At 71.1% G+C, this 20,392-nt stretch carries 18 protein-coding genes; 1 reads left to right on the forward strand and 17 read right to left on the reverse strand.

Features of this window, described 5'->3' with window-relative positions; translation table 11 throughout:
• Positions 1-262 precede the first annotated feature (262 nt).
• From pyrF to pyrR, 8 genes are all read right to left on the reverse strand, one after another.
• The gene (gene pyrF / locus ACWCPF_RS23050; protein ID WP_451046930.1) at positions 263-1,105 is read right to left on the reverse strand and encodes an orotidine-5'-phosphate decarboxylase; all 843 of its coding nucleotides are present in this window, start codon (positions 1,103-1,105) and stop codon (positions 263-265) included.
• Positions 1,102-2,208 carry a quinone-dependent dihydroorotate dehydrogenase gene (locus ACWCPF_RS23055; RefSeq protein WP_451046931.1) on the reverse strand — a complete coding sequence of 369 codons (1,107 nt, stop codon included), beginning with the start codon at positions 2,206-2,208 and terminating at the stop codon, positions 1,102-1,104. Before ACWCPF_RS23055 ends, pyrF begins: the two co-directional genes overlap by 4 nt.
• A gap of 53 nt (positions 2,209-2,261) precedes the next feature.
• Positions 2,262-5,570 carry a carbamoyl-phosphate synthase large subunit gene (gene carB, locus ACWCPF_RS23060; RefSeq protein ID WP_451046932.1) on the reverse strand — a complete coding sequence of 1,103 codons (3,309 nt, stop codon included), beginning with the start codon at positions 5,568-5,570 and terminating at the stop codon, positions 2,262-2,264.
• A complete protein-coding gene (gene carA, locus ACWCPF_RS23065) occupies positions 5,563-6,705 on the reverse strand; it encodes a glutamine-hydrolyzing carbamoyl-phosphate synthase small subunit (RefSeq protein WP_451046933.1) in 1,143 nt (380 codons plus the stop codon). The genes carB and carA overlap by 8 nt, the downstream gene beginning before the upstream one ends.
• Positions 6,702-7,283, reverse strand: a complete 582-nt coding sequence (locus ACWCPF_RS23070) for a PH-like domain-containing protein (protein ID WP_451046934.1) — start codon at positions 7,281-7,283, stop codon at positions 6,702-6,704. Before ACWCPF_RS23070 ends, carA begins: the two co-directional genes overlap by 4 nt.
• Positions 7,280-8,566 carry a dihydroorotase gene (locus tag ACWCPF_RS23075; RefSeq protein WP_451046935.1) on the reverse strand — a complete coding sequence of 429 codons (1,287 nt, stop codon included), beginning with the start codon at positions 8,564-8,566 and terminating at the stop codon, positions 7,280-7,282. Before ACWCPF_RS23075 ends, ACWCPF_RS23070 begins: the two co-directional genes overlap by 4 nt.
• Positions 8,567-8,572: 6 nt before the next feature.
• On the reverse strand, positions 8,573-9,553 hold the full coding sequence (locus ACWCPF_RS23080; RefSeq protein ID WP_451046936.1) for an aspartate carbamoyltransferase catalytic subunit: 981 nt from the start codon (positions 9,551-9,553) through the stop codon (positions 8,573-8,575).
• Between the two features lie 117 nt (positions 9,554-9,670).
• On the reverse strand, positions 9,671-10,273 hold the full coding sequence (gene pyrR / locus ACWCPF_RS23085) for a bifunctional pyr operon transcriptional regulator/uracil phosphoribosyltransferase PyrR (RefSeq protein WP_451046937.1): 603 nt from the start codon (positions 10,271-10,273) through the stop codon (positions 9,671-9,673).
• 241 nt (positions 10,274-10,514) lie between these two features.
• Between pyrR and bldD the strand changes: the two genes are divergently transcribed.
• Positions 10,515-11,015 carry a transcriptional regulator BldD gene (gene bldD / locus ACWCPF_RS23090; protein WP_020128858.1) on the forward strand — a complete coding sequence of 167 codons (501 nt, stop codon included), beginning with the start codon at positions 10,515-10,517 and terminating at the stop codon, positions 11,013-11,015.
• 412 nt (positions 11,016-11,427) lie between these two features.
• On the opposite strand, the gene nusB is transcribed toward bldD, so the two are convergent.
• The 9 genes from nusB to mltG form a co-directional block, all read right to left on the reverse strand.
• The gene (gene nusB, locus ACWCPF_RS23095; RefSeq protein ID WP_451046938.1) at positions 11,428-11,862 is read right to left on the reverse strand and encodes a transcription antitermination factor NusB; all 435 of its coding nucleotides are present in this window, start codon (positions 11,860-11,862) and stop codon (positions 11,428-11,430) included.
• A gap of 2 nt (positions 11,863-11,864) precedes the next feature.
• Positions 11,865-12,431: an elongation factor P gene (efp, locus tag ACWCPF_RS23100; protein ID WP_351919104.1), complete on the reverse strand. Its 567-nt coding sequence runs from the start codon at positions 12,429-12,431 to the stop codon at positions 11,865-11,867.
• A gap of 51 nt (positions 12,432-12,482) precedes the next feature.
• Entirely contained in the window at positions 12,483-13,589 is a 1,107-nt protein-coding gene (locus tag ACWCPF_RS23105) for an aminopeptidase P family protein (RefSeq protein ID WP_451046939.1), read from the reverse strand.
• A gap of 103 nt (positions 13,590-13,692) precedes the next feature.
• On the reverse strand, positions 13,693-14,550 hold the full coding sequence (locus ACWCPF_RS23110; protein WP_451046940.1) for a Pro-rich N-terminal domain-containing protein: 858 nt from the start codon (positions 14,548-14,550) through the stop codon (positions 13,693-13,695).
• 213 nt (positions 14,551-14,763) lie between these two features.
• Positions 14,764-15,858: a 3-dehydroquinate synthase gene (gene aroB / locus ACWCPF_RS23115; RefSeq protein WP_451046941.1), complete on the reverse strand. Its 1,095-nt coding sequence runs from the start codon at positions 15,856-15,858 to the stop codon at positions 14,764-14,766.
• On the reverse strand, positions 15,855-16,370 hold the full coding sequence (locus ACWCPF_RS23120; protein ID WP_451046942.1) for a shikimate kinase: 516 nt from the start codon (positions 16,368-16,370) through the stop codon (positions 15,855-15,857). The genes aroB and ACWCPF_RS23120 overlap by 4 nt, the downstream gene beginning before the upstream one ends.
• Positions 16,367-17,551, reverse strand: a complete 1,185-nt coding sequence (gene aroC / locus ACWCPF_RS23125; protein ID WP_451046943.1) for a chorismate synthase — start codon at positions 17,549-17,551, stop codon at positions 16,367-16,369. Before aroC ends, ACWCPF_RS23120 begins: the two co-directional genes overlap by 4 nt.
• Before the next feature lie 210 nt (positions 17,552-17,761).
• Entirely contained in the window at positions 17,762-18,613 is an 852-nt protein-coding gene (locus tag ACWCPF_RS23130; RefSeq protein WP_451046944.1) for a shikimate dehydrogenase, read from the reverse strand.
• On the reverse strand, positions 18,594-20,360 hold the full coding sequence (mltG, locus tag ACWCPF_RS23135; protein WP_451046945.1) for an endolytic transglycosylase MltG: 1,767 nt from the start codon (positions 20,358-20,360) through the stop codon (positions 18,594-18,596). Before mltG ends, ACWCPF_RS23130 begins: the two co-directional genes overlap by 20 nt.
• Positions 20,361-20,392: the final 32 nt, after the last annotated feature.

Below are 20,392 nucleotides of genomic sequence, written 5' to 3' on the forward strand. Positions count from 1 at the left end.
TGTCGAACTGTCGGATACGGACCGGTGAGGAACCTAGTCGCCCCACACCTGGTGAGTTACGAGCAACACGCGCTGCCCGTTCACTCTCCGTCGGAGACTAGCGGCCAACACCGCCAGAGTCAGCGAGAACAGAGGAAAAGTCCTGGTCAGCCTCCGTAGGGCCGGACATTTAAGACATACTGCCCCGTATTTGAGGATGTATCCAGACTCAAGTCGGCCGAAGGCCGCCCGACCGAGCCCCCGGTCGGGCGTTCGGCGCCCGTCAGGCGGCGGCCACCGCGACCCTGACCGCTTGCGCGAACCGATCGACGGCGTCACGCAGAGCGACGATGTCGGGACCGTGACGCAACACACCCCGACTGACGTTCGGCACGACATTGCGCACCGCGGACCCGAAGACCCGGGGAAGGTCCGCCGGGGTCGCCCCCTGCGCGCCGACGCCCGGCGCGAGGAGCGGGCCGTTGATGTCGAGGTCGTACGTCGAGAGGTCGCCCAGCGTGGCCCCGACGACCGCCCCGAAGGAGCCCAGGGGCTCCTCCCCCACGTTCTCGGCGGCCAGGTGCGCCAGCATCGTCGCGCCCACGTCACGCCCGTCGGCCCGCACCGCGTGCTGGACCTCGCCGCCCTCCGGGTTGGAGGTCAGCGCCAGCACGAACAGTCCGGCGCCGCTCTCGCGGGCCAGCGCCACCGCCGGCGACAGGGACCCGTAGCCGAGATACGGCGAGACCGTGAGGGCGTCGGAGAACAGCGGGGCGTCCGGGTGCAGGAACGACTCGGCGTACGCGGCCATGGTCGAGCCGATGTCGCCGCGCTTGGCGTCCATCACGACCAGGGCGCCGGCCGCCCGCGCCTCCCGCACCGACTTCTCCAGGACGGCGACCCCGCGCGAGCCGAACCGCTCGAAGAAGGCGCTCTGCGGCTTCAGCAGGGCGACCCGGTCCGCCGTCGCCTCGACGACCGTGCGGCTGAACCGCTCCAGGCCGGCGATGTCGTCGTCCAGGCCCCACTCGGCGAGCAGCGAGGCGTGCGGGTCGATGCCGACGCACAGGGGCCCCCGCTCGTCCATGGCGCGACGCAGCCGCGCGCCGAAGGGCTCCAGGGTCATGCCGTCTTCCTCACATCGGCGCCGACGGCGTCGGCGAGGGTGGCGTAGGGGCTCGTCCGCAGGCGGGCGGCCAGGCCCTTGTGGATCGCGCGGCTCCAGAAGGGGCCCTCGTAAATGAAGGCGCTGTACCCCTGGACCAGCGTGGCGCCGGCCAGGATGCGCTGCCAGGCGTCCTCGGCGTCCTCGACGCCGCCGACGCCCACCAAGGTGATGCGGTCGCCCACGCGCGCGTAGAGGCGTCGCAGTACCTCCAGGGAGCGATCCTTGAGGGGCGCTCCGGACAGTCCGCCGGTCTCCTTCACCAGGGAGGGTTCGGAGGTCAGGCCGAGGCCGTCGCGCGCGATGGTGGTGTTCGTGGCGATGATCCCGTCCAGGCCCAGCTCCACGGCGAGGTCGGCGACCGCGTCGACGTCGTCGTCCGCCAGGTCCGGGGCGATCTTCACCAGCAGCGGGACCCGGCGCGCGGTCACCGCGCGGTCGGCGGCCTCGCGGACGGCGCTCAGCAGCGGTCGCAGCGCCTCGGTGGCCTGGAGGTTGCGCAGCCCCGGCGTGTTCGGCGAGGACACGTTCACGACCAGGTAGTCGGCGTAGGGCGCGAGCCGCTCGGCGGACTTCACGTAGTCGCCGACGGCCTCCTCCTCGGGGACGACCTTGGTCTTACCGATGTTCACGCCGACCACGGGCTTGAAGACGGCCGTGCGGGAGGCGAGCCGCGCGGCCACGGCCAGCGAGCCCTCGTTGTTGAAGCCCATGCGGTTGATGAGCGCCCGGTCCTTCACGAGCCGGAACAGCCGCTTCCTGGGGTTGCCGGGCTGCGGCTCCCCGGTGACCGTGCCGATCTCGACATGGTCGAAGCCGAGCATCGACATCCCGTCGATCGCGACCGCGTTCTTGTCGAAGCCGGCGGCGAGCCCGAACGGGCCGTGCATGCGCAGCCCGAAGGCCTCCGTGCGCAGTTCCTCGTAGCGGGGGGCGAGGGCGGCCGCGACGAAGGTGCGCAGCACCGGGATGCGGGCGGCGAGCCGGATCCAGCGGAAGGCCAGGTGGTGGGCCTGCTCCGGGTCCATCCGCTTGAACACGAGGTTGAAGAAGATCTTGTACATGGTTCCCTCACGAAGAGGGGGACACCGGCTGCCGGTGTCCCCCTCTTCGGCTGCTAGTCGCGGGCCGCGGTCAGGTGTTGCGCGTGTTCCTGGAGCGAGCGGACGCCCACGTCACCGTGGTTGAGGGCGTCGATGCCCTGGACGGCGGCGGCGAGCGCCTGGACCGTCGTCAGGCAGGGCACGGACCGCGCCACGGCCGCCGTACGGATCTCGTAGCCGTCCAGGCGGCCGCCGGTGCCGTACGGGGTGTTGACGATGAGGTCGACCTCGCCGTCGTGGATGCACTGGACGATGGTCTTCTCGCCGTTCGGGCCGACGCCCTCGGACTGCTTGCGCACGATCGTCGCGTTGATGCCGTTGCGCTTGAGGACCTCGGCGGTGCCGGAGGTGGCGAGCAGCTCGAAGCCGTGCGCGACCAGCTCGCGCGCCGGGAAGATCATCGAGCGCTTGTCGCGGTTGGCGACCGAGATGAACGCGCGGCCCTTGGTGGGCAGCGGGCCGTACGCGCCCGCCTGCGACTTGGCGTACGCCGTGCCGAAGACGGAGTCGATGCCCATGACCTCGCCGGTGGAGCGCATCTCCGGGCCGAGGACCGTGTCGACGCCGCGCCCGGAGGTGTCCCGGAAGCGGGTCCACGGCATCACGGCCTCCTTGACGGAGATCGGCGCGTCCAGCGGCAGTTCGCCGCCGTCGCCGGTGGCCGGGAGCAGGCCTTCGGCGCGCAGTTCGGCGACGGTGGCGCCCAGCGAGATCCGCGCGGCGGCCTTGGCCAGCGGCACGGCGGTCGCCTTGGAGGTGAAGGGGACCGTGCGGGACGCGCGCGGGTTGGCCTCCAGGACGTAGAGGATGTCGCCGGCCATCGCGAACTGGATGTTGATCAGGCCGCGCACGCCGACGCCCTTGGCGATCGCCTCGGTGGAGGTCCGCAGCCGCTTGATGTCGAAGCCGCCCAGGGTGATCGGGGGCAGCGCGCAGGCCGAGTCGCCGGAGTGGATGCCGGCCTCCTCGATGTGCTCCATGACCCCGCCGAGGTAGAGCTCCTCGCCGTCGTAGAGCGCGTCGACGTCGATCTCGATCGCGTCGTCGAGGAAGCGGTCGACGAGCACCGGCCGGGTGGGGCTGATCTCGGTCGACTCGGCGATGTAGGACGACAGCCGGGTCTCGTCGTAGACGATCTCCATGCCGCGGCCGCCGAGCACGTACGAGGGCCGTACCAGGACCGGGTAGCCGATCTCGTCGGCGATGGCCTTGGCCTGGGCGAACGTGGTGGCCGTGCCGTGCTTGGGGGCCGGCAGGCCGGCCTCGTCGAGCACCCGCCCGAACGCGCCCCGGTCCTCGGCCGCGTGGATGGCCTCGGGCGGGGTGCCGACGATCGGCACGCCGTTGTCCTTGAGCGCCTGTGCCAGGCCCAGCGGGGTCTGGCCGCCGAGCTGGACGATCACGCCCGCGATCGGGCCGGCCTGCGCCTCCGCGTGCACGATCTCCAGCACGTCCTCGAGCGTCAGCGGCTCGAAGTACAGGCGGTCGGAGGTGTCGTAGTCGGTGGAGACGGTCTCCGGGTTGCAGTTGACCATCACGGTCTCGTACCCGGCGTCGGACAGCGCGAAGGAGGCGTGGACGCAGGAGTAGTCGAACTCGATGCCCTGGCCGATGCGGTTGGGGCCGGAGCCCAGGATGATCACCGCGGGCTTCTCGCGGGGCGCGACCTCGCTCTCCTCGTCGTAGGAGGAGTAGAAGTACGGCGTCTTCGCGGCGAACTCGGCGGCGCAGGTGTCGACGGTCTTGTAGACCGGGCGGACGCCCAGCGCGTGCCGGACCTCGCGCACGACGTCCTCGCGCAGGCCGCGGATCTCGGCGATCTGCTGGTCGGAGAAGCCGTGCCGCTTGGCCTCGGCGAGCAGCTCGGCGTCCAGCCGGTCGGCGGCGGCCAGGTCGTCGGCGGTCTCCTTGATCAGGAAGAGCTGGTCGACGAACCAGGGGTCGATCTTCGTGTACTCGAAGACCTCCTCGGGCGTGGCGCCCGCGCGGATGGCCTGCATGACGGTGTTGATCCGGCCGTCGGTCGGGCGGACCGACTCGCGCAGCAGCTCGGCCTTGTCGCCGGGGTCGCCGACGAAGGTGAACTGGCTGCCCTTCTTCTCCAGCGAGCGCAGCGCCTTCTGGAAGGCCTCGGTGAAGTTGCGGCCGATGGCCATGGCCTCGCCGACCGACTTCATGGTGGTCGTCAGCGTGGAGTCAGCGCTCGGGAACTTCTCGAACGCGAACCGCGGGGCCTTGACGACCACGTAGTCGAGCGTCGGCTCGAAGGAGGCCGGGGTCTCCTGGGTGATGTCGTTCGGGATCTCGTCGAGGGTGTAGCCGACGGCGAGCTTGGCCGCGATCTTGGCGATCGGGAAGCCGGTCGCCTTGGAGGCGAGGGCCGAGGAACGCGACACGCGCGGGTTCATCTCGATGACGATGACCCGGCCGTCCTCGGGGTTCACCGCGAACTGGATGTTGCAGCCGCCGGTGTCCACGCCGACCTCGCGGATCACGGCGATGCCGATGTCGCGCAGGATCTGGTACTCGCGGTCGGTGAGCGTCATGGCGGGCGCGACGGTGATCGAGTCGCCGGTGTGCACGCCCATGGGGTCGAAGTTCTCGATGGAGCAGACGACCACGACGTTGTCGTGCTTGTCGCGCATCAGCTCCAGCTCGTACTCCTTCCAGCCGAGGATGGACTCCTCCAGGAGCACCTCGGTGGTCGGCGAGAGGGTGAGGCCCTGCCCGGCGATGCGGCGCAGCTCCTCCTCGTCGTGGGCGAAGCCGGAGCCGGCGCCGCCCATGGTGAAGGAGGGGCGGACGACGACCGGGTAGCCGCCGAGCGTGTCGACGCCGGCGACGACCTCGTCCATGGTGTGGCAGATCACGGACCGGGCGGACTCGCCGTACCCGATCTTCGCCTTGACGGCCTCGACGACGCCCTTGAACAGGTCGCGGTCCTCGCCCTTGTTGATGGCCTCCACGTTGGCGCCGATCAGCTCGACGCCGTACTTCTCCAGGACGCCGTTCTCGGCCAGCGAGATGGCCGTGTTGAGGGCCGTCTGGCCGCCCAGGGTGGGCAGCAGGGCGTCGGGGCGCTCCTTGGCGATGATCTTCTCGACGAACTCGGGGGTGATCGGCTCGACGTAGGTGGCGTCGGCGATCTCCGGGTCGGTCATGATCGTCGCCGGGTTGGAGTTGACCAGGATCACCCGCAGGCCCTCGGCGCGCAGGATGCGGCACGCCTGCGTGCCGGAGTAGTCGAACTCGGCTGCCTGGCCGATGACGATCGGGCCGGAGCCGATGACCAGGACGGACTGGATATCGGTGCGCTTAGGCACGCTGGCCCTCCATCAGGGATACGAAGCGGTCGAACAGGTAGGCGGCGTCGTGCGGGCCCGCTGCCGCTTCGGGGTGGTACTGGACGGAGAAGGCCGGCTGGTCGAGCAGCTGCAGCCCCTCCACGACGTCGTCGTTGAGGCAGACGTGCGAGACCTCGGCGCGGCCGAAGGGCGTCTCGCTGACCTTGTCGAGCGGCGCGTCCACGGCGAAGCCGTGGTTGTGCGCGGTGACCTCGACCTTGCCGGTCGTCCGGTCCTGGACCGGCTGGTTGATGCCCCGGTGGCCGTACTTCAGCTTGTAGGTGCCGAAGCCGAGGGCGCGGCCGAGGATCTGGTTGCCGAAGCAGATGCCGAAGAGCGGAGTCTTGCGTTCCAGGACGGCGGTCATGAGGGCGACCGGGCCGTCGGCCGTGGCCGGGTCGCCGGGGCCGTTGGAGAAGAAGACCCCGTCGGGGGCGACGGCGTACACGTCCTGCGCGGTCGCGGTGGCCGGGAGCACGTGCACCTCGATGCCGCGCTCGGCCATGCGGTGCGGGGTCATGCCCTTGATGCCGAGGTCGACGGCGGCGACGGTGAACCGCTTCTCGCCGACCGCCGGGACGACGTAGGCCTCCTGGGTGGAGACCTCCTCGTACAGGCTCAGCCCCTTCATCCGCGGCTGGGTCTGCACGCGCGCGACGAGCTCGGCGTCGGCGCCGATCGCCTCGCCGGAGAAGATGCCGGCGCGCATCGAGCCGCGCTCGCGCAGATGGCGGGTGAGGGCGCGGGTGTCGATGGCGGAGATGCCGACGACGCTCTGCGCGACCAGCTCGTCGTCCAGCGATCGCTTGGCGCGCCAGTTGGACGGCACGCGCGCGGGGTCGCGCACGACGTAGCCGGAGACCCAGATGCGGCCGGACTCGTCGTCCTCGTCGTTCCAGCCGGTGTTGCCGATCTGGGGGGCGGTCGCGACGACGATCTGGCGGTCGTACGACGGGTCGGTCAGGGTCTCCTGGTAGCCGGTCATGCCGGTGGAGAACACCGCTTCGCCGAAGGTCTCCCCCACGGCCCCGTAGGCACGGCCGCGGAAGATCCGGCCGTCCTCCAGGACGAGTACGGCGGGAACCTTGGTGGTCCCCCTGGTGGAGGTCGTCATCGTGCGCCTTCCGTTTCCGTCTGTGTTTCCGTCTTGGCGATCATGGAGTTGAGGGTGGCGACCCACTCGTTGTGCTCGGCCGCGCGGTCGGAGCGGAAGCCCGAGTCGAGCAGTTTGTCGCCGTGCGCCCAGGTCACCACCAGCAGTCCGCCCTCGCTGAGGACCTTGCCGGCGATGCCCTTGTCGAGCCGGGCCTCGCGCAGTGCCTCGGCCGGGACGAAGAAGTCGGTCGCGCCGGGCCGTACGACGTCCAGTCCCGCGTCCGTCAGGGTGAGCTCGACCCGGCTGCGGGTGCCGAGGCCGTGCGCCACGATGCGGTCGAGCCACTGCCCGGCGGTGGTGGAGCCGTGGTAGCGGCCGCTCATGCCCAGTCTCACCGGGCCGAGGTCGTCCGGCGCGGTGAGGAGGGCGGGCAGGTCGCTCTGGAGCGTGCCGCGCCATTTCCAGCCCTCGCGCATCAGCCAGTACACGAGCGCGACGAAGAGACCGAGACCGACCACCCAGCCGATCCGGGCGGCCCAGTCGGTCACTTCGGCCGATTCCTTCTCGGCCGCGAACAGTAGTGCTGCAGATGTCACGTGAGCTTCCCGTCGACGAGCGTGGCCTTGCCCCGGAGCCAGGTGTGCGTGACACGGCCCGGCAGCTCACGCCCCGCGTACGGGGTGTTCCGGCTGCGCGAGGCGAAGCCCGCGGGGTCCACCGGCCCACGGTATTCCGTGTCGACGAGCGTGAGGTTGGCGGGCTCACCTGCCGAGACGGGGCGTCCATGGCCCGCCGCCCGCCCGATCCGGGCGGGCGCGAAGGACATGCGGTCGGCGACCCCGGCCCAGTCCAGCAGGCCCGTGTCCACCATCGTCTCCTGGACCACCGACAACGCGGTCTCCAGGCCGACCATGCCCATGGCGGCCGCGGCCCACTCGCAGTCCTTGTCCTCGTGCGGGTGCGGGGCATGGTCGGTGGCGACGATGTCGATCGTGCCGTCGGCGAGCGCCTCGCGCAGCGCCAGCACGTCGCGCTCGGTGCGCAGCGGCGGGTTCACCTTGTAGACCGGGTCGTAGCTGCGCACCAGCTCGTCGGTGAGGAGCAGGTGGTGCGGGGTGACCTCGGCGGTGACGTCGATGCCGCGGGACTTGGCCCAGCGGACGATCTCGACCGACCCGGCGGTGGAGAGGTGGCAGATGTGGACGCGGGAGCCGACGTGCTCGGCGAGCAGGACATCCCGGGCGATGATCGATTCTTCGGCCACCGCGGGCCAGCCCCCGAGCCCCAGCTCGGCGGAGACGACGCCCTCGTTCATCTGGGCGCCCTCGGTCAGCCGCGGCTCCTGGGCGTGCTGGGCGACGACCCCGCCGAAGGCCTTCACGTACTCCAGCGCGCGCCGCATGATCACGGCGTCGTCGACGCACTTGCCGTCGTCGGAGAAGACGGTGACGCCGGCGGCCGACTCGTGCATGGCGCCGAGCTCGGCGAGCTTGCGGCCCTCCAGGCCGACGGTGACCGCGCCGATGGGCTGCACATCGCAGTAGCCGTGCTCGCGGCCGAGGCGCCAGACCTGCTCGACCACGCCGGCGGTGTCGGCGACGGGGAAGGTGTTGGCCATGGCGAAGACGTTCGTGTAGCCGCCGGAGGCGGCCGCGCGGGTGCCCGTCAGCACGGTCTCGGAGTCTTCGCGGCCGGGCTCGCGCAGATGGGTGTGCAGGTCGACCAGGCCCGGCAGCAGCACCTTGCCGCCGGCCTCGACGACCTCGGCGCCCTCGGCGGACAGCCCCGCGCCCACGGCCTCGATGACGCCGCCGTCGACAAGGACGTCCTGCGGCTCGCCGCCGAGCACCTTCGCACCACGGATAAGGATCTTGCGCATGGGTTCTTACTTCTCCTCGGTGGTACGGGCGTGGCTGACGGCGGGCTCGTTGCCGCCCAGGAGCAGGTACAGGACGGCCATCCGGATGGACACGCCGTTGGCGACCTGTTCGACGACGGTGCAGCGCGGGGAGTCGGCGACCTCGGCGGTGATCTCCATGCCGCGGACCATCGGGCCGGGGTGCATCACGATGGCGTGCTCGGGCATCCGCGCCATGCGGTCGCCGTCGAGGCCGTAGCGCCGCGAGTACTCGCGCTCGGTCGGGAAGAACGCGGCGTTCATGCGCTCGCGCTGGACGCGCAGCATCATCACGGCGTCGGACTTGGGCAGCGTGCTGTCGAGGTCGTAGGACACCTCGCAGGGCCAGGACTCGACGCCGACCGGGATCAGGGTGGGCGGGGCGACCAGGGTGACCTCGGCGCCGAGGGTGTGCAGCAGGTCGACGTTGGAGCGGGCGACCCGGCTGTGCAGGACGTCCCCGACGAGCGTGATGCGCTTGCCCGCGAGGTCCTGGCCGAGCCCGGCGTCCCGGCCGACCAGGCGGCGGCGCATGGTGAAGGCGTCCAGCAGCGCCTGGGTGGGGTGCTGGTGGGTGCCGTCGCCGGCGTTGACCACGGCCGCGTCGATCCAGCCGGAGGTGGCCAGGCGGTAGGGCGCGCCGGAGGCGCCGTGCCGGATGACGACGGCGTCGACGCCCATCGCCTCCAGCGTCTGCGCGGTGTCCTTCAGGGACTCGCCCTTGGACACCGACGATCCCTTGGCGGTGAAGTTGATGACGTCCGCGGACAGGCGCTTCTCGGCGGCCTCGAACGAGATACGCGTGCGCGTGGAGTCCTCGAAGAAGAGGTTGACGATCGTGCGGCCGCGCAGGGTCGGCAGTTTCTTGATGGGCCGGTCGGCGACCCGGGCCATCTCCTCGGCGGTGTCGAGGATCAGGACGGCGTCGTCGCGGGTGAGGTCGGCGGCCGAGATGAGATGACGCTGCATCTGTCAGGCTCCGTAAGGCAGTTCAGGACATTAGGGATCCGGGGGCCTGGGGGTGTCCCCCAGAAAGCACAGCCGGGCAGGCGAGGGCGCGCCGGGACGGCGGGCGCGCGACGTCCGCTACTGGGTCTGCTTCACACCGAGCAGCACGGTGTCGCGACCGTCCTCCTCGGCGAGCAGCACCTTGACCGTCTCCCGCAACGACGTGGGGAGGTTCTTGCCGACGTAGTCGGCGCGGATGGGCAGTTCCCGGTGGCCGCGGTCGACGAGGACCGCGAGCTGCACCGCGCGCGGGCGCCCGAGGTCGTTCAGGGCGTCGAGGGCGGCGCGGATGGTGCGACCGGAGAAGAGCACGTCGTCGACGAGAACGACCAGCTTGCCGTCGAGGCCGTCACCGGGGATCTCGGTGCGGGCCAGCGCACGCGGCGGGTGCATGCGCAGGTCGTCGCGGTACATGGTGATGTCGAGGGAGCCGACGGGGATCTTGCGGTCGGTGATCTGCTCGAGTTTCTCGGCGAGCCGCCGGGCGAGGAAGACGCCGCGGGTCGGGATGCCGAGGAGCACCACGTCGTCGGCGCCCTTGGCGCGTTCGACGATCTCGTGGGCGATGCGCGTCAGCACGCGCGCGATGTCGGGGGCTTCGAGAACCGGCCGCGCATCGGTCTGTCGGGGATCTTGCCGGGTGTCCGGCCGGGTTTCCTGCGGGGTGTCCTGCTTGTCCATATGAAACGGACCTCCTTCTCCGCCTCACGGGACGGACCTTAAAGGACGTCGGATTTGCGCCATCCACGGTAGCAGGCCGGGACGACACCCCTGATCACCCCCTTGGCGTAATCGGCCACCGATACCACGGAAGCGTCGGTGTGGACCATTCGGCTTGACGCAGAAGAATCACGCTGCGTAACCTCACAGTGAGTTACCAGCACGCGGCTCCTGCCGCGTCGACCCAGTGCCGGGGAGCTATATGTCCAGCGAATACGCCAAACAGCTCGGGGCCAAGCTCCGAGCGATCCGCACCCAGCAGGGCCTTTCCCTCCACGGTGTCGAGGAGAAGTCCCAGGGACGCTGGAAGGCCGTCGTGGTCGGTTCGTACGAGCGCGGCGACCGCGCCGTGACCGTGCAGCGCCTGGCCGAGCTGGCGGATTTCTACGGCGTTCCCGTGCAGGAGCTGCTGCCGGGCACCACCCCGGGCGGGGCGGCCGAGCCCCCGCCGAAGCTGGTCCTCGACCTGGAGCGACTGGCTCATGTGCCGGTCGAGAAGGCGGGCCCGCTGCAGCGCTACGCGGCCACCATCCAGTCGCAGCGCGGCGACTACAACGGCAAGGTGCTGTCGATCCGCCAGGACGACCTGCGCACGCTCGCCGTCATCTACGACCAGTCGCCCTCGGTCCTGACCGAGCAGCTGATCAGCTGGGGCGTCCTGGACGCGGACGCGCGTCGTGCCGTGTCCCACGAGGAGGGCTGAGCCTCTCGACGGCTCGGCAGGCCTCAGCAGAAACGTGCCGCCGGGGTGGCCGGAACTTGACGGTTCCGGCCGCCCCGGCGGCTTTCTGCGGGCCTGTGGCGCCTCAGGGGCACCCGGCGACGCCCCAGGGGCGCGGGCATGCCGAAGGGGCCCTCAGCGTGCTGCTGTGGGCCCCTTCTGCGATGGTCGTACCGGCTCCGGTCTCCGGCTCGTACGACCCGCGTGCCGTCACGACGAGCTGCCGGTCACGCCTGAGCGGGTCGGGCGAAGTCAGCTGCGGTTCGGCAGCGCCCTGAAGGGGCGCGGGGCGCTGACATATGCGGCTCCGCCGCGCGGGCACGACCAGCCACGACGGCGCCGCAGCCAATCGACGGCACATCGCGGCACCTCCAGCGGAGCGCCCCGCCGCCGCTTACGCCTCGTCCCGGCGCAGCGACGGCTTGAGCTCCTTCAGCCGGCCGAGGAGTCCGTTGACGAACGAGGGCGACTCGTCCGTGGAGAACTCCTTCGCCAACTGCACCATCTCGTCGAGGACGACCGCGTCCGGGGTCTCGTCGGCCCAGATCAGCTCGTAGGCGCCGAGCCGCAGGATGTTGCGGTCGACCACGGGCATCCGGTCCAGCGTCCAGCCGACCGAGTACTGCGAGATCAGCTCGTCGATCCGCCGCGCGTGCTGCGCGTAACCCTCGACCAGCTGCATCGTGTACTCGCTCACCGGCGGCTGCCGGGTGTCGGCCCGGGAGAGCCGGATCCAGTCCGCGAGGACCGTCAGGACATCGGCTCCGCGCTGGTCGCCCTCGAAGAGGATCTGGAAGGCGCGCTTGCGGGCCGTGTTGCGGGCAGCCACGGTTAGCTGTTCACCCGGCCGAGGTAGTCGCTGGTGCGGGTGTCGACCTTGATCTTCTCACCGGTGGTGATGAAGAGCGGGACCTGGATCTGGTGACCGGTCTCCAGGGTGGCGGGCTTGGTGCCACCGGTGGAGCGGTCGCCCTGCAGGCCCGGCTCGGTCTCCTGGACCACGAGCTCGACGGCGGCGGGCAGCTCGACGAAGAGCACCTCGCCCTCGTGCTGCGCGACCGTGGCGGTGAAGCCCTCGATCAGGAAGTTGGCGGAGTCGCCGACGGCCTTGCGGTCGACCATGAGCTGGTCGTAGGTCTCCATGTCCATGAAGACGAAGTACTCGCCGTCCATGTAGGAGAACTGCATGTCGCGCTTGTCGACAGTGGCCGTCTCGACCTTGACGCCGGCGTTGAACGTCTTGTCGACGACCTTGCCGGAAAGCACGTTCTTGAGCTTGGTGCGCACGAATGCGGGGCCCTTGCCGGGCTTGACGTGCTGGAACTCGACGACGGACCAGAGCTGGCCGCCTTCGAGCTTGAGCACCAGGCCGTTCTTGAGGTCGTTCGTGGAAGCCACGGTTGCGGAATCTCCTGGACTGACGTGGACGACCCCGGGGCACGCACCTGCCTAGAGGGCGAGCAGCTCCTTGGTCGTGATGGTGAGTAGCTCGGGTCCGCCGTCCGCCTCGGGGCGCACGACGAGCGTGTCATCGATCCGGACGCCGCCCCGGCCCGGGAGGTGTACCCCGGGTTCGACGGTGACCGGCACGCAAGCGTCCAGTTTACCCATGGCTGCGGGACTCAACTGCGGGTCCTCTTCGATTTCGAGTCCGACACCGTGACCGGTGAGTGCCGGAAGGCCCTCGGTGCGCCCCGCGGAGTCCAGGATCTGACGGGCCGCGCGGTCCACGTCACGGTAGGCGGCGCCGGGCGCCAGAGCCTCGCGTCCGGCCCGCTGAGCGGCGAAGACGAGGTCGTACAACTCGATCTGCCAGTCCGCGGGGGACGTCCCGATGACGAAGGTGCGGCCGATCTCGCAGCGGTAGCCGCGGTAGGTCGCCCCCAGGCAGACCGACAGGAAGTCGCCCTCCTCCACGCGCCGGTCGGTGGGCCGGTGCCCGCGCCGGCCGGAGTTCGGGCCGGCGGCGACGGACGTGGCGAAGGCGGGGCCGTCGGCGCCGTGGTCGACGAGGCGCCGCTCCAGTTCCAGGGCCAGGTGCCGTTCCGTGCGGCCGACCAGGATGGACTCCAGCAGCTCGCCCAGCGCCTGGTCGGCGATCTCGGCGCCGATCCGCAGACAGGAGATCTCCTCCTCGTCCTTGACCACCCTCAGCTGTTCGACCGCGCTGCCCAGGTCGGTGAGGCGCAGCCGGGCCGCGACCGAGCGGAGCTCCCGGTGGCGGGCCACCGTGAGGTGGTGTTCCTCGACGGCGAGACAGTCGCCGCCCTGGCCCATCAGGAGTCCGGCGGCGGCGACCGCGGGATCGCCTCCGGGGCCGGGCAGGACATGGATGAGCAGCGCGTCGTCCGGTCGCCCCTCGGAGGGGCGGTCCTCGGGCGGGACCGCGCAGACGAGGAGGTCCTCGCGTCGGCCCAGCAGCAGGACGGCGCCGCGCGGAGCCGCGCCCGCGAGGTACCTCACATTGGCGGGGCGGGAGATGAGCGCCGCGGTGCTGCCGGCCGCGTTACAGCGCTCCCGTAGACGGGTTCGGCGGGACGCGTAGACCTCTGACATGACACGAGCGTAGGAGCGGTGGCCGGATTGTGCTGGCTGGAAGGGTGCCGTTCGGGGGACCCGACGGGGCGAACGGTGGTGGGCCGAGGCCCGGTCCCGCCCGTCACCACTTCGGGGGGCTTGCGATCGCCCGGGCCAGCACGTCGTCCAGGACCCGTGCCGTGGTCGGTACGTCCATCTGGGAGTTGTCGATGATGGGGAGGCCGGAGCCGTACCAGCCCGCCATGCGGCCGTGGATGCGGGCCACCTCCTCGTCGGTGAGGCGGCGGTTGCCGGAGCGCGCCGCGTTGCGCTCCAGGACGACCTCCAGCCCGGGCAGCAGGACGACGGGCAGCAGCCCGGGGCCCACATGGCGTTTCCAGCCGCCGAGGCCCACGGCCGGGCGGTCGGGGAAGATCGCGTCGTCCAGGATGCACGAGATGCCGTTGGCCAGGAAGTTGCGCGCGGCGAAGCCGCAGGTGCGGCGGGCCAGCCGGTACTGGGCCTCGGAGTGGTCGTTCCACCCCGACTGCGGGTCGGCGAAGCCGGAGCGGACCCATTCGCGTACGTCGTCGAGGCTGACATGGGCGGTGGGCACGCGGCGGTGGTCGGCCCAGAACTTGGCGACGCTGGTCTTGCCGGCGCCGGCGGGGCCGATCAGCAGGACCGCGAGCGTCGTGGCCGTCGGGTCGGGGACGGTCGGGGCGGGCGGTGCGCTGGGCATCGGGACCGGACCGCCCGGCGGCAGCGGGACGTGCCCGGTGGCGTCGGCGCCCGGCGGGAGGGGCGCGTGCCCGGGGGCGGGCGGCGGCGGCACGGGCGGCACCGGCGGCTGGGGCGCGGGCGGGAGCGGGCCCGAGGGAGCACCCAGGTATCCCGGCTGGTGCGGGCCCGGGTGATGGGCGGCCGGCGACCAGCCGACGGCCGGACCGTGCCCCGGCTGATGGGGCGGCGGCAGCGGAGAACCCACTGCGTGCTGCATCCGGTGCCACTCCGTCTCGTACAGGCAATTGGCGCTGGCTGTAGGGGTGCGGACCCCGTCTTCGCTACTGAACGGTACCGCCCCCGGCCATCGTTTGGTGAACGGCCGGGGGCGGTCCGAAGTGCCCGGTGTGGAGAGCGAATCGGGCGGAAGGGGAGCGGTCGGACGTACCCGGCCGTCCCGCGGCCCGCCCGGCCCGAGCCCGCCCCGGTCCTACTCGCCCACCTCGCCGTACGCGGCGAGCAGCACGGCCGGGTCGGGGCCCTCGAGGACGGTCGGCTTGGCCAGGCCGTCCAGGACGATGAAGCGCAGCAGGTCGCCGCGGGACTTCTTGTCGACCTTCATGTTCTCCAGCAGCTTGGGCCACTGGTCGTAGCGGTAGTGCAGCGGCAGCCCCACGGACTCGAGGACCGTGCGGTGGCGGTCGGCCGTGGCGTCGTCCAACCGGCCCGCCAGACGGCCCAGTTCGGCGGCGAAGTGCATGCCCACGGAGACGGCCGCGCCGTGCCGCCACTTGTAGCGCTCGTTCTTCTCGATGGCGTGCGCGAGGGTGTGGCCGTAGTTGAGGATCTCCCGCAGGCCCGACTCCTTGAGGTCGGAGGACACGACGTCCGCCTTGACCCGGATGGAGCGTTCGATGAGCTCGGCGGTGTGCGGGCCCGCCGGGGTGCGGGCGGCCTCGGGGTCGGACTCGATGAGGTCGAGGATCGCCGGGTCGGCGATGAAGCCCGCCTTGATGATCTCGGCGAGCCCGGAGACGTAGTCGTTGACCGGGAGGGAGTCCAGCGCGGCCAGGTCACAGAGCACGCCGGCCGGCGGGTGGAAGGAGCCGACGAGGTTCTTGCCCTCGGCCGTGTTGATGCCGGTCTTGCCGCCGACGGCCGCGTCGACCATGGCGAGCACGGTGGTCGGGACGGCGATCCAGCGCACCCCGCGCAGCCAGGTCGCCGCGACGAACCCGGCGAGGTCGGTGGTCGCGCCGCCGCCGACGCCCACGACGACGTCGGTGCGGGTGAACCCGGACTGCCCGAGCACCTTCCAGCAGTAGGCGGCGACCTCGGCGGTCTTGGCCTCCTCCGCGTTGGGCACCTGGATGGCGACCGCCTCGTAGCCCTGCTCGACCAGGTCGGCGCGCAGCGCGTCCCCGGTCTCGGCGAGCGCCTCGGGGTGGATCACGGCGACCCGCTTGACGCGGTCGCCGATCAACCCGCCGAGTTCGCTCAGCAGCCGTCGTCCGACCAGGACCTCGTACGGCTCGGATCCCGCGCTGCCGCCGACCCGGATCCGCGTTACCGACTCGCTGCTCATGCTTCCTTCAACTCCAAAGCGTCCAGGGCGACTTGGGTGACCTCTTCGGCCGTACGGCCGTCCGTCGGCACCACGGCCGTGGCGACTCCTTCGTACAGATGGCGGCGGGCCTCCATCAGCTCGCGCCACTGCTTGCGCGGGTTGACGGCGAGCAGCGGGCGGGCCGCGTTGAGGCCGGTGCGCCGGACGGCCTCCTCGACGTCCATGGACAGGTAGACCACGCGTTGTCCGGCCAGCAGGCCGCGCGTGTCCGCGTCCAGGATCGAGCCGCCGCCGAGCGCCAGGACGCCGTCGTGCTCGGCGAGCGCGCGGTGCACGGCCTGCTTCTCCAGCGCCCGGAAGGCTTCCTCGCCGTCGTCGACGAAGATCTCCGCGATGCTGCGGCCCTGCGCGGCGACGATGTCGTCGTCGGTGTCCCGGTAGCCGACGCCGAGCCGCTCGGCCAGCAGTCCGCCGACGGTGGACTTGCCGACGCCCATCGGGCCGACCAGGACGACCAGCGGCCCGCTCATCGGATGCGCAGGTGGTCGAGGTACGAGCGCACGTTGCGGTGGGTCTCGGCGACGCTGTCGCCGCCGAACTTCTCCGCCACGGCGTCCGCCAGCACCAGCGCGACCATCGCCTCGGCGACGATCCCGGCGGCCGGGACCGCGCACACGTCGGAGCGCTGGTGGTGGGCCTGGGTGGCCTCGCCCGTGACGACGTCCACCGTCTGCAGGGCGCGCGGCACGGTCGCGATCGGCTTCATCGCGGCCCGCACGCGCAGCAGCTCGCCCGTGGTCAGACCGCCCTCGGTGCCGCCGGAGCGGCCGCTCGTGCGCCGGATGCCCTCGGGCGTGGTGACGATCTCGTCGTGCGCCTTCGAACCGGGCACGCGCGCGAGGTCGAAGCCGTCTCCGACCTCGACGCCCTTGATCGCCTGGATGCCCATGAGGGCGGCGGCCAGGCGGGCGTCCAGCCGGCGGTCCCAGTGCACGTGCGAGCCGAGGCCGACCGGGACGCTGTACGCGAGCACCTCGACGACGCCGCCGAGGGTGTCGCCGTCCTTGTGTGCCTGGTCGATCTCCGCGACCATCGCCTTCGACGCGTCCGCGTCCAGGCAGCGCACCGGGTCCTCGTCCAGCTTCTCGACGTCGGCGGGGGTGGGGTAGACGCCGTAGGGCGCCTTGGCGGCGGCCAGCTCCACCACGTGGGAGACGATCTCGATGCCGGCCGTCTCCTTCAGGTACGACCGGGCGACCGCGCCCAGCGCTACCCGGGCGGCCGTCTCACGCGCGGAGGCGCGCTCCAGGACGGGCCGTGCCTCGTCGAAGCCGTACTTCTGCATCCCGGCGAGGTCGGCGTGGCCGGGGCGCGGGCGGGTCAGCGGGGCGTTGCGGGCGAGGCCCGCGAGGATCTCGGGGTCGACCGGGTCGGCCGACATGACCTGTTCCCACTTGGGCCACTCCGTGTTGCCCACCATGACCGCCACCGGCGAACCCATGGTGAGGCCGTGCCGGACGCCGCCGAGGAAGGTGACCTCGTCGCGTTCGAACTTCATGCGCGCGCCGCGCCCGTAGCCGAGCCGCCGTCGCGCCAGGTGGTCGGCCACCATCTCCGTGGTGATCGGGACGCCGGCGGGAAGGCCCTCCAGCGTCGCGACAAGTGCGGGACCGTGGGATTCCCCGGCGGTCAGCCAACGCAGCCTGCTCAACGATGCTCCTCAGTACTCGCGCCCCGTATGCCCTGCCGCACGCGCGTCCTCGCGTACGTCGTCGGCGTGACCTGGTGCGCGGCCCTGGCCCGCCGCCTCCGATCCTCCCACGTCCCGGCTCCGGAACCGGTCGCCGGTCCAGCAGCCGGACGGCAGGAACCTGAAAGCACGGACTGGCGGGACGCTCTTGCGGTCCCGCTGCGGTCATGGTTACCGGTGCGTCCGGCGGGCGGCGAGGGCGTGTTCGCCGGCCTTGCGCATGGCCTCCACGGGGGCCGGGGCGCGTCCGGTCATCTGCTCCACCTGGAGCACCGCCTGGTGCACGAGCAGGTCGAGCCCGCCGACGACGGCGCCGCCGAACATGGACCAGCGGGCGGCCAGCTCGGTCGGCCAGGGGTCGTAGAGCACGTCGAAGAGGGTGGCGGGGCGTTCCGGCACCGCGGCGGCTAGCTCGTCGGTGGCCTGCGCCGGGGTGGTCGCGACGACCAGCGGGAAGCGCAGGGCGTCGGCGGCGTCCGTCCAGTCCGCGATGCGGACCTCGACGTCGAGCCGCTCGCCCCACTGCCGCATCTCGGCGGCGCGGGCCGCGCTGCGCACATAGGCGACGATCTCGCCGGCGCAGACCCGGGACAGGGCGGCCAGCGCGGAGGACGCGGTGGCGCCGGCGCCGAGGATCGCGGCCGAGTCGACCTGTTCGATCCCGCGCTCGCGCAGGGCGGCGACCATGCCGGGGATGTCGGTGTTGTCGCCGAGCCGTCGCCCGTCGTCGGTGAGGACGAGGGTGTTGACGGCCTCGACGGAGGCCGCCGTCTCGCTGATCTCGTCGAGCAGCGGGATGACGGCGCGCTTCAGCGGCATGGTCAGCGAGAGACCGGCCCACTCGGCGCCGAGCCCGTCGACGAAGGCGGGCAGGGCCGCCTCGTCGACGTCGAAGCGGTCGTACGTCCAGCCGCCGAGCTCCAGCGCGTCGTACGCGGCGCGGTGCAGCGCCGGTGAGAGGGAGTGGGCGATGGGGCTGCCCAGTACCGCGGCCCGACGGACGTCAGTTGCCCGAGCTTTCATCGAACTTGTCCTTGAGTTTCAGGAATTCATCGTGCGTCCTGGCGAATTCGGTCTTGCTCACGCCGTCGGTCGCCACGAAGTAGTACCAGCCGTCGTCGGTCGGATTCAGCGAGGCCTTGATCGCCACGTCGCCGGGGTTGCCGATCGGACCGGGCGGCAAACCCTTGTTGGTGTAGGTGTTGAACGGGTCCTTGTCCTTGTTGATCTCCGACTCGCTGATGTCGATGTTGCTCTCGTTCTTCGCATAGTTGTAGGTCGAGTCGAACTGGACGAAGCCGTAGGTCTCCGGGTTCCCGAAGTCGAGGCGGTTGTAGACGACCTCGGCCATCTTGCGGTAGTCCTCGCTGGTCTTTCCCTCGGCCTGGACCAGGCTGGCGACCGTGAGCACCTGCAACGGGCTGTCCAGATCGAGCGCCTTGGCCTTGGCCTCGAGGTCGTAGCCGGCGTACGCCTCGTTGGCGCGGGCGATCATCGACTTGAGGACCGTCTCCGGCTTCATGCCCTTCGCCGCACCGTAGGTGCCGGGCAGGAGGAAGCCCTCCAGCGGGTCCTTGATGTCATCGTTGTCATTCGCCCACTTGGGAAGCCCGAGCGTCTGGAATTTACTGTCCGCGACTTTTTTGGTGGTACCGGCCGAAAGGCCGAGTTTGGTGTCGATGGCCTTGTAGACGGCGATATTGCGCTGGCCGGGCGTGACCATCACATTGGCCTGGCTCTTCGGGTCCAGCATCATCGCGACGGCGCTCTCCGCGGACATCTCCTTCTTCAGGATGTACGCGCCCGCCTGAATGCCGTCCGCATCGGAATTGCTCGTGAACGCGGACACGAACGCGTCCACGCTCTTCACGACTCCGGCGTCCTTCAGCAGCCGGCCGATGGCGGCGCCGCCGGAGCCCTTGGGCACCTCCACGCTCACGGACTCGGCCGTGCCGTCGCCCGCGTAGTCCGGAGACGCGCCGTAACGATTCTGGTAGTAGTCGTAGCCGAAGTAGCCGACGCCGGCGATGCCCCCGCCGAACACCAGGACGACGACCAGACAGGCACAGCCGCTGCGGCTCTTCTTGCTCTTGGCGGTCTTGGCGCCTTTGCCGCCCCGGCCCCGCCGGTTCCCGGGCTCCTCGTCGTCGTCCTCGTCGTCCTCGGCCCCGCCGCCCGCGAAGAAGGCGTGCTCGCCCTGGTCCGGACCGGGATCCCAGTCGGGTTTCTCCTCGGCCGCGGGTTCCGGCTCCGGCTCCGGCTCGGTACGCCGCCGGGCGGGCGGCTCCGGAGGCGGATAGGCGTCCGGGGTGCCGTAGAAGTCGGGCTGCTGCGCGCCGTAGGCCGCGGCCTGCTGGCCGTAGGGGTCGCCGGGATCGGCCGCGTACGGGACATGGGCGTGGGTGCCCGTGCCGTCCCAGCCGCCTTCCTGGTAACCCTCCTGGTAGGCCTGCTGGTTCGGGTGGGCGTACTGCTGGCCGCCCTGGTCGACGTACTGCTGCTGGTCGTAGCCCTGGTACTGCGGGTCGAACTGCTGCTCGTACTGTTGCCCGTTGTACTGCTGCTGGTCGTACTGCTGCGCCTGTCCTTGGCCCCAGTCGCCGTACTCCGACTGCTGAGGCTGCTGCTGCGGGTAGTGGTGCTGCTGCTGGCCGCCGTAGGCAGGCTGATGACCCGTGGGGGCCTGCTGCCCTTCCCATCCGCCGTCCCCGAACAACGGGTCCTCCGGATTCCACGGTTCGGAGCCTGGGCCCCGGCCATACTCAGTCATCGATCCCCTAGAGCCGCGAGGCGGCGATCACG

The sequence above is a fragment of the Streptomyces sp. NPDC001858 genome (assembly GCF_053594615.1).